Origin of the sequence: Sphaerisporangium sp. B11E5 (assembly GCF_039871875.1) — a bacterium.
Lineage (GTDB): Bacteria > Actinomycetota > Actinomycetes > Streptosporangiales > Streptosporangiaceae > Sphaerisporangium.
On the sequence record NZ_JBDPMD010000034.1, the window covers coordinates 1 to 17,094 of the forward strand.

At 71.9% G+C, this 17,094-nt stretch carries 12 protein-coding genes; 5 read left to right on the plus strand and 7 right to left on the minus strand.

Annotation, left to right across the window (positions count from 1 at the left end):
* The coding region (locus ABGB17_RS26250) for an AAA family ATPase (protein ID WP_347634109.1) at positions 1-2,500 on the plus strand (2,500 nt) is incomplete at its 5' end.
* Between the two features lie 238 nt (positions 2,501-2,738).
* Here ABGB17_RS26250 and ABGB17_RS26255 read toward each other — a convergent pair.
* Positions 2,739-3,845, minus strand: coding sequence for a serine hydrolase domain-containing protein (locus ABGB17_RS26255; RefSeq protein ID WP_347634111.1), 1,107 nt, complete (start codon positions 3,843-3,845; stop codon positions 2,739-2,741).
* 101 nt (positions 3,846-3,946) lie between these two features.
* Positions 3,947-4,534 carry an NAD(P)H-dependent oxidoreductase gene (locus ABGB17_RS26260; protein WP_347634112.1) on the minus strand — a complete coding sequence of 196 codons (588 nt, stop codon included), beginning with the start codon at positions 4,532-4,534 and terminating at the stop codon, positions 3,947-3,949.
* Positions 4,535-5,709: 1,175 nt separating this feature from the next.
* Between ABGB17_RS26260 and ABGB17_RS26265 the strand changes: the two genes are divergently transcribed.
* A complete protein-coding gene (locus ABGB17_RS26265) occupies positions 5,710-6,669 on the plus strand; it encodes a tyrosine-type recombinase/integrase (protein WP_347634114.1) in 960 nt (319 codons plus the stop codon).
* 76 nt (positions 6,670-6,745) lie between these two features.
* Entirely contained in the window at positions 6,746-7,531 is a 786-nt protein-coding gene (locus ABGB17_RS26270; protein WP_347634115.1) for a class I SAM-dependent methyltransferase, read from the plus strand.
* Positions 7,532-7,541: 10 nt separating this feature from the next.
* On the opposite strand, the gene ABGB17_RS26275 is transcribed toward ABGB17_RS26270, so the two are convergent.
* The gene (locus ABGB17_RS26275) at positions 7,542-7,931 is read right to left on the minus strand and encodes a RidA family protein (protein WP_347634116.1); all 390 of its coding nucleotides are present in this window, start codon (positions 7,929-7,931) and stop codon (positions 7,542-7,544) included.
* Between the two features lie 187 nt (positions 7,932-8,118).
* Between ABGB17_RS26275 and ABGB17_RS26280 the strand changes: the two genes are divergently transcribed.
* Positions 8,119-9,126 carry a tyrosine-type recombinase/integrase gene (locus tag ABGB17_RS26280; RefSeq protein ID WP_347634118.1) on the plus strand — a complete coding sequence of 336 codons (1,008 nt, stop codon included), beginning with the start codon at positions 8,119-8,121 and terminating at the stop codon, positions 9,124-9,126.
* Between the two features lie 44 nt (positions 9,127-9,170).
* Entirely contained in the window at positions 9,171-10,148 is a 978-nt protein-coding gene (locus ABGB17_RS26285; RefSeq protein ID WP_347634120.1) for an aldo/keto reductase, read from the plus strand.
* Between the two features lie 109 nt (positions 10,149-10,257).
* Here the strand turns inward: ABGB17_RS26285 and ABGB17_RS26290 are convergent, their stop codons facing one another.
* From ABGB17_RS26290 to ABGB17_RS26305, 4 genes are all read right to left on the minus strand, one after another.
* Positions 10,258-11,235 carry a DUF4037 domain-containing protein gene (locus ABGB17_RS26290; protein WP_347634122.1) on the minus strand — a complete coding sequence of 326 codons (978 nt, stop codon included), beginning with the start codon at positions 11,233-11,235 and terminating at the stop codon, positions 10,258-10,260.
* Positions 11,236-11,412: 177 nt separating this feature from the next.
* Positions 11,413-12,180 (minus strand): GNAT family N-acetyltransferase, encoded by a 768-nt coding sequence (locus tag ABGB17_RS26295; RefSeq protein ID WP_347634124.1) that lies wholly within the window; start codon positions 12,178-12,180, stop codon positions 11,413-11,415.
* 189 nt (positions 12,181-12,369) lie between these two features.
* Positions 12,370-13,800, minus strand: coding sequence for an adenylosuccinate lyase (purB, locus tag ABGB17_RS26300; RefSeq protein WP_347634125.1), 1,431 nt, complete (start codon positions 13,798-13,800; stop codon positions 12,370-12,372).
* A 74-nt stretch (positions 13,801-13,874) separates the two neighbouring features.
* Positions 13,875-17,093, minus strand: a complete 3,219-nt coding sequence (locus ABGB17_RS26305) for an efflux RND transporter permease subunit (protein WP_347634127.1) — start codon at positions 17,091-17,093, stop codon at positions 13,875-13,877.
* Position 17,094: the final 1 nt, after the last annotated feature.

Consider the following 17,094-nt stretch of genomic DNA (forward strand, 5'->3'; position numbering starts at 1 on the left):
ACCCCTGCCACTGACCCCCCTCATCGGCCGCGACGACGCCCTGACCAGCATCACCACCCACCTCACCGAACACCGCCTGCTCACCCTCACCGGACCCGGGGGAGTGGGCAAGACCCGCCTGGCCCTGGAAACCGCCACCCGCCTGGCCCCCGCCTACCCCGACGGCGTACACCTGGTCGAACTCGCCGCCCTGGACCGCGCCGCCACCACCGGCACCCTCACCGCCGTCATCGGCGCCGTCACCACCGCCCTCGACATCCGCGACACCACCGGCACCCCCACCACCCCCCTCGACCGCCTCACCACCGCCCTGCGCGACCGCACCATGCTCCTCGTCCTGGACAACTGCGAACACCTCATCGACCACGTCGCCCACCTCACCGCCCACCTGCTGCGCACCGCCCCCGCCGTGCGCGTCCTCGCCACCAGCCAGGAACCCCTCGCCCTGCCCGGCGAAATCGTGTGGAACGTCCCACCCCTGGACGTCCCCGCCCCCGGCCACGACCCCGCCCAGGTCCACCACTCCAGCGCCGTGCAACTGTTCACCGCACGCGCCACCGCCGCCACCCGCGGCTTCACCCTCGACGACACCACCGCCCACGCCGTCGCCACCCTGTGCCGCCGCCTCGACGGCATCCCCCTCGCCCTCGAACTCGCCGCCACCAAAGTCCCCGCCCTCGGCGTCCACGGCCTGGTCGCCCGCCTCGACGACCGGTTCCGCCTCCTCGCCACCGGCCACCGCGGCGCCCCACCCCGCCAGCAAACCCTCACCGCCATGATCGACTGGAGCTGGGAACTCCTCACCCCCGACGAACGCACCGTCCTGCGCCGCCTCGCCGTCCACGCCGACGGCTGCACCCTCGACGCCGCGGAAGCCGTCACCTCCGGCCCCGGCCTCCCCCCCACCGCCGTCCTGGACATCCTCACCCGCCTGGTCGACCGCTCCCTGGTCACCGCCGTCCACACCCCCGACGGCCCCCGCTACCGCCTGCTCGAATCAGTCGCCCACTACTGCACCGAACGCCTCCACCACACCGGCGAACTCCCCGCCGTCCGCACCCGCCACCTGCACCACTACACCACCCTCGCCACACACGCCGCCCCCCACCTGCACGGCCCCCGCCAACGCCACTGGCTCCACCACCTCGACACCGAAACCCCCAACCTGCGCCTCGCCCTCGACAACGCCCTCACCGCCGGCGACCCCATCCACGCCCTGCGCCTCACCACCGCCCTCACCTGGTACTGGTTCCTCCGCGGCCGCCTCACCGAAGCCCGCACCTCCCTCCACGCCGCCCTCACCCTCCCCACCCGCACCGGCGACACCGAACCCCCCCACACCACGGCAAGCACCACAGAAACCCCCCACGACCCCACCCCGGACCCCGACCCCACCGGCGAACTCGCCACGCTGCGGGCCCTCGCCACCACCTGGTACGCCGGCCTCACCATCATGCAGGGCGCCACCCCCGGCACCACCCCCCTCCCCACCACCCACGACACCCCCGGCGCCCTCGCCCGCGCCCGGTGGTTCCTCGCCTACGCCTGCATCGACGCCGGGGACCTCACCACCAGCAACGACCTGCTCGACCAGGCCCAGGCCACGTTCGACGCCACCGGCGACCGCTGGGGAAACGCCGCCACACTCGTCACCCGCGCCAAACTCGCCCACCTGCGCGGCGACCTCACCACCCTCGACGACCACGCCCGCCGCGCCGCCACCGCGTTCCGCGACCTCGGCGACCGGTGGGGCGAACTCCAGGCCACCGGCTGGCTCGGCGCCCTGGCCGAGATGACCGGCGACTACACCACCGCCGCCCGCCTCCACCACGACAGCCTGCGCATGGCCCGCGAACTCGACCTGTGGCCCGACGTCGCCGCCGAACTCGCCTGGCTCGGCTGGATCGCCATGCAACAAGCCGACTACACCACCGCCGCCGACCTGTGCCACCAAGCCGCCACCCTCGCCACCGGCCAAGGCTTCAAACCCCTGCGCGTCTTCGCCGAAATGGGCCTCGGCTTCACCGCACGCAAAGCCGGCCACCTCGACACCGCGGAAACCCACCTGCGCACCGTCCTCGACACCACCCCCGACGACGACACCCCCGCACCCCACCTCCCCATGGTCCTCACCGAACTCGGCTACATCGCCGAACAACGCGGCGACGCCACCACCGCCCGCACCCACCACCTGCGCGCCCTCACCCTCGCCCAGCGCTTCGACGCCCCCCGCGAGAAAGTCCTCGCCCTGGAAGGACTCGCCGGCGCCCTCACCCTCACCGGCCACCACACCCACGCCGCCCACCTGCTCGGCGCCGCCCACACCCTGCGCACCACCGCCGCCCTGCCCCCCGCCCCCGCCGAACAGCCCGACATCACCCGCATCACCACCCGCGCCCGCCACGCCCTCGGCGACACCCCCTACACCCAGGCCCACCACCACGGCACCACCCTCACCCCCGACCAGGCCACCACCCTCGCCCGCACCCTGCCCGCGTAACCACCGCCAGGGTCACCGGCAGCGGGGGAGAGGCCCCCGGAAGTGTGCTCCCACGAACGGCTTCCGCGGCCACGCCCAGGAGCCACGTCCCCGAACGCATGAAACCAAGAGCATGAAAAAGGGCCGGCCCCCAGGTCTGGCTACCGGGGACCGGCCTGATCGGCCCGGCTGCGGTTCGGGCCGAGTCCGCGAAACTACCTCACCGTCGGCGCCCGGCGGCACCCCCCGCCGGGCGACCTCACGCCAGCGCCTCGGTGACGACGTCGGAAACGACACCCACCGTGGTGTAGTCACCCGGCGTGAAACTCACCTTCGTGATCGCCAGCGTCGTCCCCGTACCCAGGTCCGCGTCCGCCGAACTCCCATCCGCACCCGGCCACCCGATGATCGGGCCCGCCGGGGGAGTGGCCACCGGCCGCGCCAGGTTGTACCCCAGACCGTACTGCGTCGGGAAACCGAAGATCTCGTCGACACCCTGCGACGCCACCGCCGACACCTCCTTCAGCCGCTCAGGCGAGATCAGCCGCACCCCGTCCACCGGCCCCAGCAGCGCCGCGTACACCTTCGCGATCCCACGCGCCGTCACCGTGGCGCCCGCCGGGATGTCCGCCCGCAGATAATCGGGCCGGTTGCACAACTCGGCGCTCAACTGCACCGCCCTCGGAGCGATCTTGAAGAACGTCGGCATCATCGCCTCAAGCTGATCGAGATCCACCGGCGGGCCCGCCGCCTCCAGGCTCGCCACCCGACCCAGCTGCTCCTCCGGCACCCCGAAGAACACCTCGTCCGCGATGCCCAGCGGCCCCGCGACCCGCTCGGCCAGCACCGCCGAGATCGGCTTCCCGGTCGCCCGGCGCACCACCTCACCCACCAGATACCCGAACGTCTGCGGGTGGTACCCGACCTTGGTCCCCGGCTCCCACCACGGCTCACCGTCCGCCAGCGCCGCCGTGATCCTGCGCCCGTCGACCAGATCGTCCGGCGTGGCGTCCGCCGGCACCGCCGGCAACCCCACCGTGAAGTCCAGCACCTGCCGCAACGTCGCCCGCTCCTTGCCGTGCGCCGCGAACTCCGGCCACAGCTCCGCGATCGGGGTGTCGTAGTCCAGCACACCCTCCTCCGCCAGCGTGTGCACCACCGCCGACGTCAGCCCCTTGCCCGTCGACGTGCTGTAGATCGGCGTGTCACTGGTCAGCGGCCGCCCGGTGGCCGCGTCCGCCACCCCCGCCACCGCGTCCACCACCAGCTCGCCGTCCCGGTACACCGCCACCTGCAGGCCCCGCTCCGCACCCGAAGCCACCAGCCCGTCGATCGTGTCCTGCACCCGCTGCTGAAGATCACTCATGACTACCGTCCCTGCCTTCGTGAAATCCGAACGAATCCGACCCAGGCACCACCCGGACACCCCGGGAGCACCCCTGTCCACTCACCTGTCCCACACCGGGCTCACGTGACATACGGCCGCCTGGCACGCGCCTCACGCAACGCCAGCGCCCACCACGCCAACTGATCCAGCGTGGTCTTCACCTCCGCCTGGAACCCGGCCCCCGGCCGCGGCCAGCTACCGTCGGCCGCGAACCACTCCCAGTAACACGGAAGACTCACACAGTTACGGATCGGCACCGCATGCACCTCCACGAACACCTGCCGCAACTGCGCCACCGCCTGCAACCCACCCGACTCGCGGCCATAAGCCACGAACGTCACCGGCTTGGCCTTCCACTCCTCGTAGAACCAGTCGATCGCCGTCTTCAACGGCGCCGGGAAACTCTGGTTGTACTCCGGCGTCACCACCACGAACGCGTCCGCCGCCGCAAGCCGCGGCCCAAGCGCCCGCACCGCCGGGGGAGCGGCCTCATCCTGATCCGCAAGCGTGTCCGGCAACCGCGTCTCAGCCAGGTCGACCACATCGACGACCATGTCCCCGCGCCGCTCCACCCGCCCCACGAACCAGCCCGCCACCGTAGGCCCGAACCGCCCGTTCCGGGTACTGGCAACGATCACCACCACCCGCAGCGGATCCACTCCGGCCATCCGAGCCTCCCCAGCGCCTCGCACTCACCAACACCCCAAGAGTGCCGACCACCGTTTACGGCCCCTTGCCGATCGCCTTACGGCCAACTGATCACCTCGGCGGCAGCGGGGGAGCGGACCCGTAATCCCAGATCAGGGGAGTGGTCTGCCGGCAGCGGAAGATCACCACCCAGTGACACTGACGCGGAGGAGTGCGGCAACGGCGACCAGGCGGGCTGGCCCCGTCCATGCAGCCGGCCGCATGGACGGCCGCGAACCCGGGAACCATGGAAGGATCCTGGACACCCCTCTCTTACCGGACAGAATGCAGCTTCTGTCTGGTAAGAGATAATTCGCGCAGCTCAAGACGGTTCGCAGCCCGAGACTTGTTCATACGGTCCGGGCGGATGAGCCTCGTTGCTCCGCCACCTGAGGGATTGCGGACGGCACCACGCGGCGAACGGCCCCCATAACTCACGGCACACCGCCGTGCACCTAACGTGAAGATCGTCGTGTGGACACAGTGGCGCAGGCCAGTCCGGGTACTTACTGACGGGCTGGTGCTCGTACGGTCTCGCCGGAGCACATCAGGCGAATCGGCGTCCGAGCAGGCGTTCGGCTCCCGTGCCACCGGCGGGCGGATACCGCGAAAGACGCCTCCGGCACGTCCAGGCGCAGGATGCGATTCCGGCGGCGCGACGGTAAACGCGGTGTGGGACGCGGTGCGGTGATCCGGCGCCGTCTTACGGCGGCCGACCGGCCGCTCATGGTGCGGGACGTCACATCAGGTCGTTTCTGCGGCGCGCCCCACCCCTCTCGGCGGCCCGCTTCTCCATATTTCATGCATAATCGCACTTATGCTGCACTCATGATCCCGCTCTCCCGCCCTGTCGGCCGGCCCCGGCGGAGCTGATTCACCAGAGCCAGCCGACGCGATGCCGGCACATGACCCATTCACCGTGCGGCGGACTCAGACCCGCGCCGCCTGGACTGCACCAGGCCAACGGCCGTTCATGCCGCCGAGCCTCACGGCCACGATCCTCAGGACAGCGTGGATGGCCTCGGGTGACCGGCGTTTCGTCGTCGTATTGGCTGGGATTGGACGCATAATCGCAGGGCGGGAGTGATCTAGGGCTGGGGTGTGGGAGGGCGCCGTGGGACAGGGAGGAGAGCTCACGTGCGTGCGGGAGGCGGCGGTGGAGTTCATTTCCTCGTTGCGGACGAAGAAGTTGTCGCCTCATACGGTTGCCGCTTATGAGAGGGATCTGCAGCTTATTTCGCGGATCGCCGCTGGTCAGGCGGGGGTTTCCGTGGAAGAGCTGGCGGTGGCGGACATTTCTGGGCGGCTGATGCGGGGGGCGTTCGCCGATTTCGCCGAGCCGCGCTCCCCCGCCAGTGTCAATCGTGCCTGGAGTGCGTGGAATCAGTTCCTGACGTTCTGTGTCGCCGAGGGGCTGCTGGAGGGCAATCCCATGGGGGCGGTGCCGCGGCCCAAGCAGCCGGCGAAGGCGCCGAAGCCGTTGCTCGGGGACGGCAGTGCTTCGGCGACGTTGTTGCGGCGTATCGCGGACGGGGCTCGTGAGGCGCGGGATCCGTGGGTGGAGCGGGATCTGGTGGTGCTGGCCTTGGCGCTGGTCACGGGTATGCGGTCGGCGGAGTTGCTGGGGGTCACCTTGGGGTCGATCGGGGGGGCTCCGGGTGACCGCCGGGTGCAGGTCGTGGGGAAGGGTGGTAAGACGAGGTCGCTGCCCATCGAGGCGCCTATCGAGCATCTCATCGACGATTATCTGCGGAGCCGTCTGCTGCGGTTCGGGCTGGACTCGTTGCCCCGGTCGGCTCCCCTGCTGGTGGACACCAAGAACCGGCCGTTGCAGCGGGGCGGGCTACAGTATCTGGTGCGGCAGTGTTACCGGTACGCGGGGATCAGTGACCGGGTGCAGCGGGGCACGCTGGTGCACGCGTTGCGGCACGAGTTCGCCACGCGGCTGGCCGAGCGGGGTGCGACCGCGCATGAGTTGATGGAGTTGCTCGGTCACTCCTCGATCGTCACGGGGCAGGCTTACATCGCCTCCACGGCCCGGGAGGTGCGTCAGGCGGCCCGGGGCAATCCGGCGTACAACGTGCTGGACGGGCTGCGCTCCCCCGGCGGTTCGTGATCCCCCAGTGGTTCGTAATTCCCCGGTGGTTCGTATTCCGGTTGCTCCAGGTGGGCGGTGGTGCCGATGATCGGGTATGGCGCTGACACCGGAGCTGCTCGCCTACTACGGGCAGGACAGGGAGCACGAGCGGCTTCGTGGGGGTCGGGGCAGGCTGGAGTTATGGCGTACCCAGGACGTGCTGCGCCGGGTGCTGCCTCCCCCGCCGGCGCGGGTGCTGGACGTGGGCGGCGGCACGGGTGTGCACGCCGAGTGGCTGGCCGGCGACGGGTACGAGGTGGAGTTGCTCGACCCGATCCCCTTGCACGTGGAACGCGCGGCCCGGTTGCCGGGGGTGCGGGCGCGGCACGGTGACGCCCGTGACCTGCCGGTGCCGGACGCCGCGGCGGACGCGGTGCTGCTGCTGGGTCCGCTGTATCACCTGGCGGTGCGGGACGAGCGGGTGCGGGCGCTGGGTGAGGCGCGGCGGGCGGTGCGGCCGGGCGGGGTGGTGGTGGCCGCGACCATCAACCGGCGGGCCGCCGTGCTGGACACGGTGTACCTGGGGTCGTACCTGCAGGAGCGGGAACGTGCCGCGGCGCACAGGGCGGCGGCCGAGGGGGTCATGTACTCCCCCGGTCACGGCTTCACCGCCTACTTCCACCACCCGGGCCAGGTGCCCGGCGAGTTCGCCGACGCGGGGCTGCCCGGCGCGGTGCGTTACGGCGTGGAGGGCGCGTTCTGGCTGTACGGCGACATCGGCGCATGGCTCGACGATCCGGGCCGGCGGGCGTTGCTGCTGGAGGCCCAGCGGTCCATGGAGTGCGATCCGGCGCTGCTGGGGGTCAGCGGCCACATGCTCACCGTCGCGCGCCGCCCCTAGCGACGGCGGGTCAGGCGGGGACGACGGCCGTCGCGGTGATCTCGACGAGCTGGCCAGGGTAGCCGAGCACGGTGACGCCGAGCAGTGTGGAGGTGTGCGGGCCGTCGGACAGGCCGGAGGCGCGGACGACGTCCCACACCGTCGGCAGGTCGGCGTGGTCGGTGGTCGCGACGTACACCGTGCTGGCGATCACGTGCGGCAGGTCGGTGCCGGCGGCGCGCAGCGCGGCGGTCAGGTTGGTGAGGACCTGGCGGGTCTGTGCGGCGGGGTCGCCCTCCCCCACCAGCCGCCCGTCGGTGTCCATCGGCACCGCGCCGGCGAGGAACACCAGCCGCTCCCCCGCTTCGACGACCGCCGCGTGCGCGTACCCGGGTGGCGGGAGGAGCCCGGTCACCGTCATCCGTGTCACCATGCCGGCAACCCCGCAATCCTGTATCTGGACATGTCGTGAAACCGGCGACCATGATGCCGACCCCACCACCCCCTGTCACCCGGTTTTCCCCCCGCCCACCCTCACGAGATGCGGACTGTCGGTGGCGCCCGGTACCGTCACCCTGATCACCACCGGCCCGACAGGAGAGGAACGAATGCGGCCCGCAGATCTCGATCGCCTCACCGTGCAGGAGTCCGCCGACCGCTACCTCGACCTGATCCGCGCCAGAACCGTCACCGGTGCCCTCTCCCCCGCCACCGCCGAGGTCTACGCCCGCGACGTCGCCACCTTCGCCGAACTCTCCGGCCCCACCCACGTCCTGGACGACCTCACCGGCGAAGACGTCGACGCCGTCCTGCTCGCCTTCGCCCGCAAACCCGACGGCCGCCGCACCACCCCCCGCACCGGCGGCCAGAGCGCCGCCTCCCAGTCCCGGTTCCGCCGTTCCGTCTCCGCGTTCTTCAAACACGCCACCCTCGCCGGCTGGGTCCAGATCGACCCCATGACCACCGCCACCGTCACCGCCCGCGAACGCGGCGGCCTGCGCCCCGAACGCCGCGCCCTCACCCGCGAACAAGCCCAAGGCCTCGTCGGCGCCGCCCGCACCCTCACCACCACCCAACCCCCCGAAGGACGCCGCGACCAGCGCACCCACCTGCGCGACGCCCTCATCGTCATGCTCCTGTCCACCCTCGGGCCCCGCGTCTCCGAACTGGTCCGCGCCAACGTCGAGGACTTCTACACCAACGACGGCGTCCGCTACTGGCGCATCTTCGGCAAAGGCGGCCGCACCCGCGACATCCCCCTCCCCGCCGACGTCACCGACACCCTCGACGCCTACCTCACCACCGGACGGCCCCCCACCCCCGACAAAGCCCTGCTGCTGTCCTGGCGCGGCCGCCGCCTGGCCCGCGGCGACGTCCAAGCCGTCATCGACCGCGTGCAACGCCACGTCGACCCCGCCCAGCGCCGCACCGTCACCCCCCACGGCCTGCGCCACACCACCGCCACCCACCTGCTCGCCGACGCCGTCGACATGGACGCCGTCCGCCGCGTCCTCGGCCACAGCGACCTCGCCACCCTCGGCCGCTACCGCGACGAACTCCCCGGCGAACTCGAAGTCGCCATGCGCACCCACCCCCTGCTCCGCCCACCCCGCTGACCCCGCACCCGGGTCCCTCCGGCGGCGCCCGTACGATGCCGCATGTGGAACAACGTGCATTGGGCAGGACAGGACGGCAGATCGGCGTCATCGGGCTCGGCGCCTGGCAACTCGGCGCCGACTGGGGCGAGGTCGGCGAGGACGAAGCCCTCGCCACCCTCCACGCCGCCGTCGACGCCGGCGTCACCTTCATCGACACCGCCGACGTCTACGGCGACGGCCGCAGCGAGCAGATCGTCGGCCGCCTCATCAAGGAACGCCCCGGGCTGACCGTCGCGACCAAGATGGGCCGCCGCGTCCCCCAGGAACCCTCGGCCTACACCCTGGACAACTTCCGCGCCTGGAACGACCGCTCACGGCACAACCTCGGCGTCGACACCCTCGACCTGGTGCAGCTGCACTGTCCCCCGACCCCGGTGTACTCCAGCCAGGCCGTGTACGACGCCCTGGACACCATGGTCGGCGAAGGCCGCATCGCCGCCTACGGCGTCAGCGTCGAGACCTGCGACGAGGCCCTCACCGCGATCGCCCGCCCCGGCGTGGCCACCGTCCAGATCATCCTCAACGCCTTCCGGCTCAAGCCCCTGGAGAAGGTGCTGCCGGCCGCCGCGGAAGCCGGCGTCGGCATCATCGCCCGCGTCCCCCTGGCCAGCGGGCTGCTGTCGGGCCGCTACACCCTGGACACCGCGTTCGGCCCCGACGACCACCGCCGCTACAACCGGAACGGCGAGGCGTTCGACGTCGGCGAGACGTTCTCCGGCGTCGACTACGCCACCGGCCTGGAAGCCGTGGAACGCCTGCGGCCGCTGGTGCCCGAAGGCATGACGATGGCCCAGTTCGCGCTGCGGTGGATCATCGACCAGCACGGCGTGAGCGTCGTCATCCCCGGTGCCCGCAACGACCGCCAGGCCGGCGCCAACGTCGCCACCGCGGCCTTTCCCCCGCTGGACGCCGGGACCCGCGCCGCGGTGGCGGCGGTGTACGACGAGCTGATCCGCCCGCTGGTGCATCACCGCTGGTAAGCCACTCCCCTGTTCCAGGTCTTCCTGTGGTTGTGGGTTTTGGTGTGGAGGCAGGTGGGTGGTACTGCATTGATCCACCGCCTTTACTTTGTAGATTCATAGGGTGGTGCTAGACGGGGTGGGCGGCCCGGGACACCTGGGCCGAGTGGCGGGCGTCGCCGAGGATGTCGGTGCTGTCGCAGAACTGGTCGATGGATCCGGCGAACGGCACGTCCCGTAGCGGCGGCTCCACGGTGGCCAGCAGCGCGTCGGCGAACCGTCCCGCGCCGATGACCATGAAAGGCCGGTCGTGGTAGGGCCGCACCGTCTCCTCCAGCGGTGCGGTCAGCCGCAACCGGTTGTGCAGCGCGGCGACCCGTTCGTAGGCCCCGCACAGGTGTCCCTCGCGTTCGCGCCAGTTGCGGGCGGCCAGCGCCGCGGTGAACCTCTCCCCCAGCTCGGCCGACCCCCCGAGCCGGGCGAACGCGCTGCCCAGCCACTTGCTGTACGGCGGGTAGCGGCGCCGCATCAGCAGGCACAGCCGCATCAGGTCCTCGATGAGCCGTGCCGTGATCACCACGGAGCCGAGGTCGTCCCCCACCTCGCCGCAGCGTCCCGGGAAGCTCTCCAGTTGCGCGATCCGGCGCCACTGGCACGCCAGCACGTACCGCCACAGGTGCGGCGGGTACCACCGCAGGTTGTCCCGCGCGGCCCCGAGCTCCCCGAGGCCGTCGTGGAACACCTCCCCGCTGGTCATCTCGGCCAGCCGCTGCCACGACACCCCCAGCCAGTCCGCCGTGGTGATCTCTCCGCGGGGGTCGAACCCCAGCCTGCCCCGGGCGAAGGTCCCGAGGTCGGTCACCAGCACCCCGTGCCGCACCGGCCGGTGCGCCGAGCCGTACGTGGTGGGGTACCCGTGGAACCGCTCCGGCAGCCGCCCGTCCAGCCGCTTGGCCAGCGCGGGTACCTGCGCGGGGTCGGTGAACACCAGCACCCGCGGCCCGAAGTCATGGTCGGCCGACCGCTGGGTGTCGAAGGCCAGGACCTCGGACCCTGGCCCGATGAGTGCCGCGCCGTGCGGCACCTTTCCTATGAGTGGACGCACCATCTGCGTATAAAAGGCACGGGAAAGTTCCCGCCCAGGAACGAATCCGGACACGAAATCGGACATCACTACATCACTGTGCCTCCCCCGGCTCTCGTTCTCACCTGGTTTTCCGCGTCCCCCGCGCCGGGGTGGAGAGGCGAGGCAGGCGGCCCTGGTACGGCGGGAAACCGGCCGGGGTCAGCGGGCGGTGGAGACCTGGGCGGCGGCGACGGGGAGGCGGGTGAGGCCGAGGCGGTGGTAGACGCCGATGGCGGTGTGGTTCCAGGAGTCGACCATCAGGGCGACGTAGCCGTGGGCGGCGTGCAGGGTGGTGACGAGGAAGTGGCACACGGTCTCGGCGTGGCCCTGGCGGCGGTGCCCGGCGGCGGTGGCGACGCCGGCGATGAAACCGGCGCCGGGGGTGCTCCAGGCGTCGGCGGCGACGGAGACGACGGCGCCGCTGTCGGAGCGGACGCCGGCCCAGCGGCGGACGCCGGGCAGGCCGGGGACGGCGTAGGAGCCGGGGTTGACGTCGGCGAGCAGGGCGGTGATCGCGGGGTCGTCCCCGGGGGTGAGCCAGCCGGCCTTGGCGGGGGCGCCGGGTGCGGGGGCGAAGGTGTCCATCCAGGTGAACGCGGCGGCGAACTCCAGGCCGGGGACGCGGCCGGTCAGGTCGCGGATCAGGTGCTCCTCCCCCAGTGGCCGGTAGGTGTCCCCCACCTCGGCCAGCGTGTGCCGCACCAGGGGGACGGCGTCACGCAGGGGTCCGGCGACCACCAGGCGGTCGCGCCGCGACAGGGCGGGGCAGGCCACCGCGACCGCGTCGCCGTGGGTGAAGACGCGCACCCCGGCGCGCCGGCCCTGCACCGCCCAGAAGATCATCATGTTGCCGTGGGCCGCGGCGGCCACGTCCTCGGGGCGGGTCAGTTCGCGGGTCATCGACATCAGACGGGACGAAGGGGACATGGCATCACGAAATCACACAACTTACGGCGTTCACCGGTACACAGGGGGCACGCAGAGCAGGAGCCGGGGTCACCGCACGGCGTCACGGATCACGGTCCCGCACGGCGCGTGCCTCCGCCACAGCCCAGGATCTTCCCGTGGTGACGCCGGCAGGACCCACGTCGCGCCGCCGGGCGGAGAACGCGGACGTCACAAGATGGGCCCCGGGTGGTAGGCCGCCGCGTCGGGGTGGCGCTCGGTGACGGCCGCGACGCGGGACAGCACCGCTTCCACCTGGCGGGACGCGGCGCCGGTGAACGGGGCCGGGTCGGCCAGCAGGGCCCGCAGGGCGTCTGTGTCCAGGGGGAAGCGGGGGTCGGTGCCGAGGCGGTCCAGCAGGTGGTTGGGGGCGCCGGTCTGGCGCATGTCCAGGGCGGCGGCGACCGCGTGTTCCTTGATGAGCTCGTGGGCGGTCTCGCGGCCCACACCGGCGCGGACGGCGGCCATCAGCATCTTGGTGGTGGCGAGGAACGGCAGGTAGCGGTCCAGTTCGGCCTGGATCACGGCGGGGAACGCGCCGAACTCGGCCAGGACGGTCAGCATGGTCTCGGCCAGGCCGTCGAAGGCGAAGAACGCGTCCGGCAGGGCGACGCGGCGCACCACCGAGCAGGACACGTCGCCCTCGTTCCACTGGTCGCCGGCGAGTTCGCCGGTCATGGCGGCGTAGCCGCGCAGGATCACGGCGAGCCCGTTGACGCGTTCGCAGGAACGGGTGTTCATCTTGTGGGGCATGGCGCTGGACCCGACCTGGCCCTCCTGGAAGCCCTCGGTGACCAGTTCGTGCCCGGCCATCAGGCGGATCGTCGTGGCGAGACCGGAGGGGGCGGCGGCGAGCTGCACCAGCGTGGTGAGGACCTCGTAGTCCAGGGAGCGGGGGTAGACCTGGCCGACGCTGTCCAGGCGGGTCGCGAAGCCCAGGTGGGCGGCCACCCGGTCCTCCAGGGCGTCCAGCTTGGCGGTGTCGCCGCCGAGCAGGTCGAGCATGTCCTGGGCGGTGCCCACGGGCCCCTTGATCCCGCGCAGCGGGTAGCGGGCCAGCAGGTCCTCAAGGCGGGCGTACGCGGCGAGCAGCTCGTCGGCGGCGGTGGCGAAGCGTTTGCCGAGGGTGGTGGCCTGGGCGGCGACGTTGTGGGACCGGCCGGCCATGACCAGGGCGACGTGGCGGGCCGCGAGGTCGCCGAGACGGGCCAGCAGCGCGACGGTGCGGTCCCGGGCGAGCAGCAGGCTGTCGCGGATCTGCATCTGCTCGACGTTCTCGGTGAGGTCGCGCGACGTCATGCCCTTGTGGACGTGCTCGTGCCCGGCCAGGGCGTTGAACTCCTCGATGCGGGCCTTGACGTCGTGCCGGGTGAGGCGTTCGCGTTCGGCGACCGACGCCAGGTCGACCTTGCCCACGACCCGCTCGTAGTCGTCGGCGACGCCGGGCGGGACGGGCACGCCGAGGTCGGCCTGGGCCCGCAGGACGGCCAGCCACAGCCGCCGCTCGGCCACGATCTTGTGCTCGGGGGACCACACCCGCACCAGGTCGGGTGAGGCGTAGCGGGCGGCGAGGACGTTCAGGATGCGCGGCTTGGCGGTCACGTCGGATCAGTCTATGCAAACGGCCGCGGCCGCCCGCACCGGACCCACCGGTGCGGGCGGCCGCCGCCTGCCGGTCAGCGGCTGGCCAGGGCCTGCTCGTCGTAGACCTTCACCTCGGGGGTGTCCGGCCCGCCGCCGCGGCGGCGGCGCAGGCGTTCCTTGGTGCGCTCGACGATGGTGTACAGGGTGGGCACCAGCACCAGGGTGAGCAGCGTGGAGGACACCAGGCCGCCGATCACCACGACGGCCAGCGGCTGGGAGATGAACCCTCCCGACCCGGTGAGGCCGACCGCCATCGGGGTGAGGGCGCAGATGGTGGCGATGGCCGTCATCAGGATGGGCCGCAGCCGCCGCCTGCCGCCCTCCATGACGGCCTCCACCACGCCGAGGCCCTGGTCGCGGTACTGGTTGATCAGGTCGATCAGCACGATGGCGTTGGTGACCACGATGCCGATCAGCATGAGCATGCCGATGAGGGCCGGCACGCCGAGCGGGGTGTCGGTGACGCGCAGCAGGCCGATGGCGCCGGTCGCGGCGAACGGGATGGACACCAGCAGGATCAGCGGCTGCACGAAACTGCGGAACGTCGCCACCATGATCATGAAGACGATGGCGATGGCGGCGAGCATCGCGAGGCCGAGCTGCCCGAACGCCTCGCCCTGGTCGGCGCTGACGCCGCCGATGGTGTAGGTGACGCCGGAGGGCAGGGCGAGGGTCCGCATCCGCTCGGTGATCTTGGCGGTGACGGCCCCCAGGTCGCTGGCGGTGGCGGCGGCCGACACCGACGCGGTGCGGTCGCCGTCCTGCCGGGTGATCTGGGTGGGCCCGGCGACCTCGCGCACCTCGGCGACGCTGGACAGCTTCACCAGCCCCGCCGCCCCGGCCACCTTGAGGTCCCGCACCGCGGCCAGGTCGTCCGGCGCGTTGGAGGTGCGCAGGATCAGGTCGTTGGGGCGGCCGTCCACGGTGACCTGCCCCACCGGGGCGCCGCGGAACGCCTGCGCGACCTGCTGGGCGATCCCCGCCTCGGTCAGGCCCCGGGCGGCGGCCTTCTCGCGGTCCACCCGCACCTCGACCCGCGGGGCGCTGGACTCCAGGTTGGACGACACGTCGCGCAGCCCGTCGATGCCCTTCAGCGCGGCGAGCACCGCGTCCGAGCCCGACCGCAGCGCCGCGAGGTCCGGGCCCTGCAGGATGACCTCGGCCCGGTCGGAGGCGAACCCGCCGCCCTGCCCGCCGACGGTGATCTCACCGGCCCCGGTGAGGCGCGACAGGCGGTCGCGCAGCGTGTCCTGCAGCGCGGGGGTGTCCACTCCCTCGGCCACGGTCACCGAGTACGACGCCCGGTCGGCCGAGCCACCGAGCCCGCCGGCCAGGCCCCCGCCGCCGCCCACGTTCACCTGGTACGCCGCCACGCCGTCGATGGACGCCAGGACCTGCTCGACCTTCTTGGCGGCGGCGTCGGTGGTGGCCAGGTCGGTGCCGGGCGGCATCTTCTGGGTCATCGAGACGGTGTCCTGCCCGGAGGAGTCGATGAAGTTGGTCTTCAAGCCGGGCGCCAGGGCCACCGTGCCGGCGAACACCACGAAACCGAGGAGCAGGGTGAGCACCCGGCGGCGCGTGGCGAACCGCAGCACCGGCAGGTACGCCCGCTGCAGCGGGCTGCGCAGCTCCCTGGACTCGGCCTTGGCCCGCACCGCCGCCGCCTCCTCCGGCGACAGCTCCGGGGCCTTGAGGAACCAGTACGCCAGCACCGGGATCACGGTCAGCGACACCAGCAGCGACGCCAGCAGCGCCACGGTCACGGTGATGGCGAACGGCGCGAACAACTGCCCCACCATGCCGCCCACGAACGCGATCGGCGCGAACACCGCGACCGTGGTGAGCGTGGACGCGGTCACCGCGCCGCTCACCTCGCGCACCGCCCGCAGCACGGCCTGCCGCTTGGGCTCGCCGTACCCGAGGTGACGCTTGATGTTCTCCAGCACCACGATCGAGTCGTCCACCACACGCCCGATGGCGATGGTCAGCGCGCCCAGGGTGAGCAGGTTCAGCGAGTAGTCCCCCACCCACAGGGCGATCAGCGCGATCACCACCGACAGGGGGATGGACACCGCCGTCACGATGGTGGAACGCACCGACAGCAGGAACAGCAGGATGACCAGCACGGCGAATATCAGGCCGAGCAGGCCCTCGGTGGACAGGTCCTCGATGGACCGCTCGACGTAGGGCGCCTGGTCGAACACCACGGTGATCTCCGAGGCGTCGCCGAGCGCGCGGGTCAGCCCGGCGAGCTGCGCCCGCACGTCGTGGGAGATGCGCACCGCGTTGCCGTCGGGCGTCATGGTGATGGCGACGCCGAGGCTGCTCTTGCCGTTGGTGCGGGTGATGGTGGTGGCCTCGGCCGGCTCCTGCTCGATGTCGGCGACGTCGCCGAGCCGCACCGGCTTGGGCGCGGCCGCCGGGACCGCCGCGCCGGGGACACCGGCGGCGGGACGGCCCTGCTGCGGCGCCTGCGGGCGGCCCTGCGAGGGCACCGCCGGGGCCTGCGCCTGCGGGGTGAGGTAGAGGTTCTTCAGGTCGCCGATGGACTGGATGCGCCGCCCGATCTGCACGGTCAGCGACTTGCCGTCCTTGGAGAGGCTGCCCGCCGGGACGGGGGTGCCGTTGGCGCGCAGCAGGTCGGGAATCATCGCCGGGGACACCCCCCGCTTGATCATCTTGCCGGTGTCGGGGTAGATGACCACGGTCTGCTCCCGGGCCCCGCTCACCGTCACGTCACGCACCCCCTCGACGGCCCGCAACTGCGGCACCGCGAGGCGCTCCAGCTTGTCCAGCATCGCGCGGTCGTCGCCGCCGTCGCCGACCGCCAGCACCATCACCGGGATGTCGTCGGTGTTGCCGGCCACCACCGTGGGCTCCACCCCGGCGGGAAGCTGGGGCCGGATGCGGGTGATCGCCTGCTGCATCGCGCTGACCGAGTCCTCGACGTCGGTGCCGTACTCGAACGACACCTGCACCTGGGCGCGTCCCTCGCGTGACACCGAGGTCACCTTGGTGACGCCCGCGATGCCCTGGAAGCTCGCCTCGATGGGCTTGGCGACCTGCTCCTCCACGATGTCGGGAGACGCACCCGGGTAGGGGGCCACCACGAACGCCCCGGGGAAGGACAACGACGGCAGCAACTGCTGCTTCAGGGACGGGATCGCGAAGGCACCGAACGCGCTGATCACTACGGTGATCATGATGACGAGGCTTCGGTTGGCGAGGCTGAGCCTGGCCAGAGCGGTCATG

Excerpts from the sequence above, each read along its gene's own strand:
- ABGB17_RS26255 (WP_347634111.1), bottom strand. The coding sequence starts at position 3,845 with ATGAGTGATCTTCAGCAGCGGGTGCAGGACACGATCGACGGGCTGGTG.
- ABGB17_RS26260 (WP_347634112.1), bottom strand. The coding sequence starts at position 4,534 with ATGGCCGGAGTGGATCCGCTGCGGGTGGTGGTGATCGTTGCCAGTACC.
- ABGB17_RS26270 (WP_347634115.1), top strand. The coding sequence starts at position 6,746 with ATGGCGCTGACACCGGAGCTGCTCGCCTACTACGGGCAGGACAGGGAG.
- ABGB17_RS26275 (WP_347634116.1), bottom strand. The coding sequence starts at position 7,931 with ATGACGGTGACCGGGCTCCTCCCGCCACCCGGGTACGCGCACGCGGCG.
- ABGB17_RS26280 (WP_347634118.1), top strand. The coding sequence starts at position 8,119 with ATGCGGCCCGCAGATCTCGATCGCCTCACCGTGCAGGAGTCCGCCGAC.
- ABGB17_RS26290 (WP_347634122.1), bottom strand. The coding sequence starts at position 11,235 with ATGGTGCGTCCACTCATAGGAAAGGTGCCGCACGGCGCGGCACTCATC.
- ABGB17_RS26295 (WP_347634124.1), bottom strand. The coding sequence starts at position 12,180 with ATGTCCCCTTCGTCCCGTCTGATGTCGATGACCCGCGAACTGACCCGC.
- ABGB17_RS26305 (WP_347634127.1), bottom strand. The coding sequence starts at position 17,093 with ATGACCGCTCTGGCCAGGCTCAGCCTCGCCAACCGAAGCCTCGTCATC.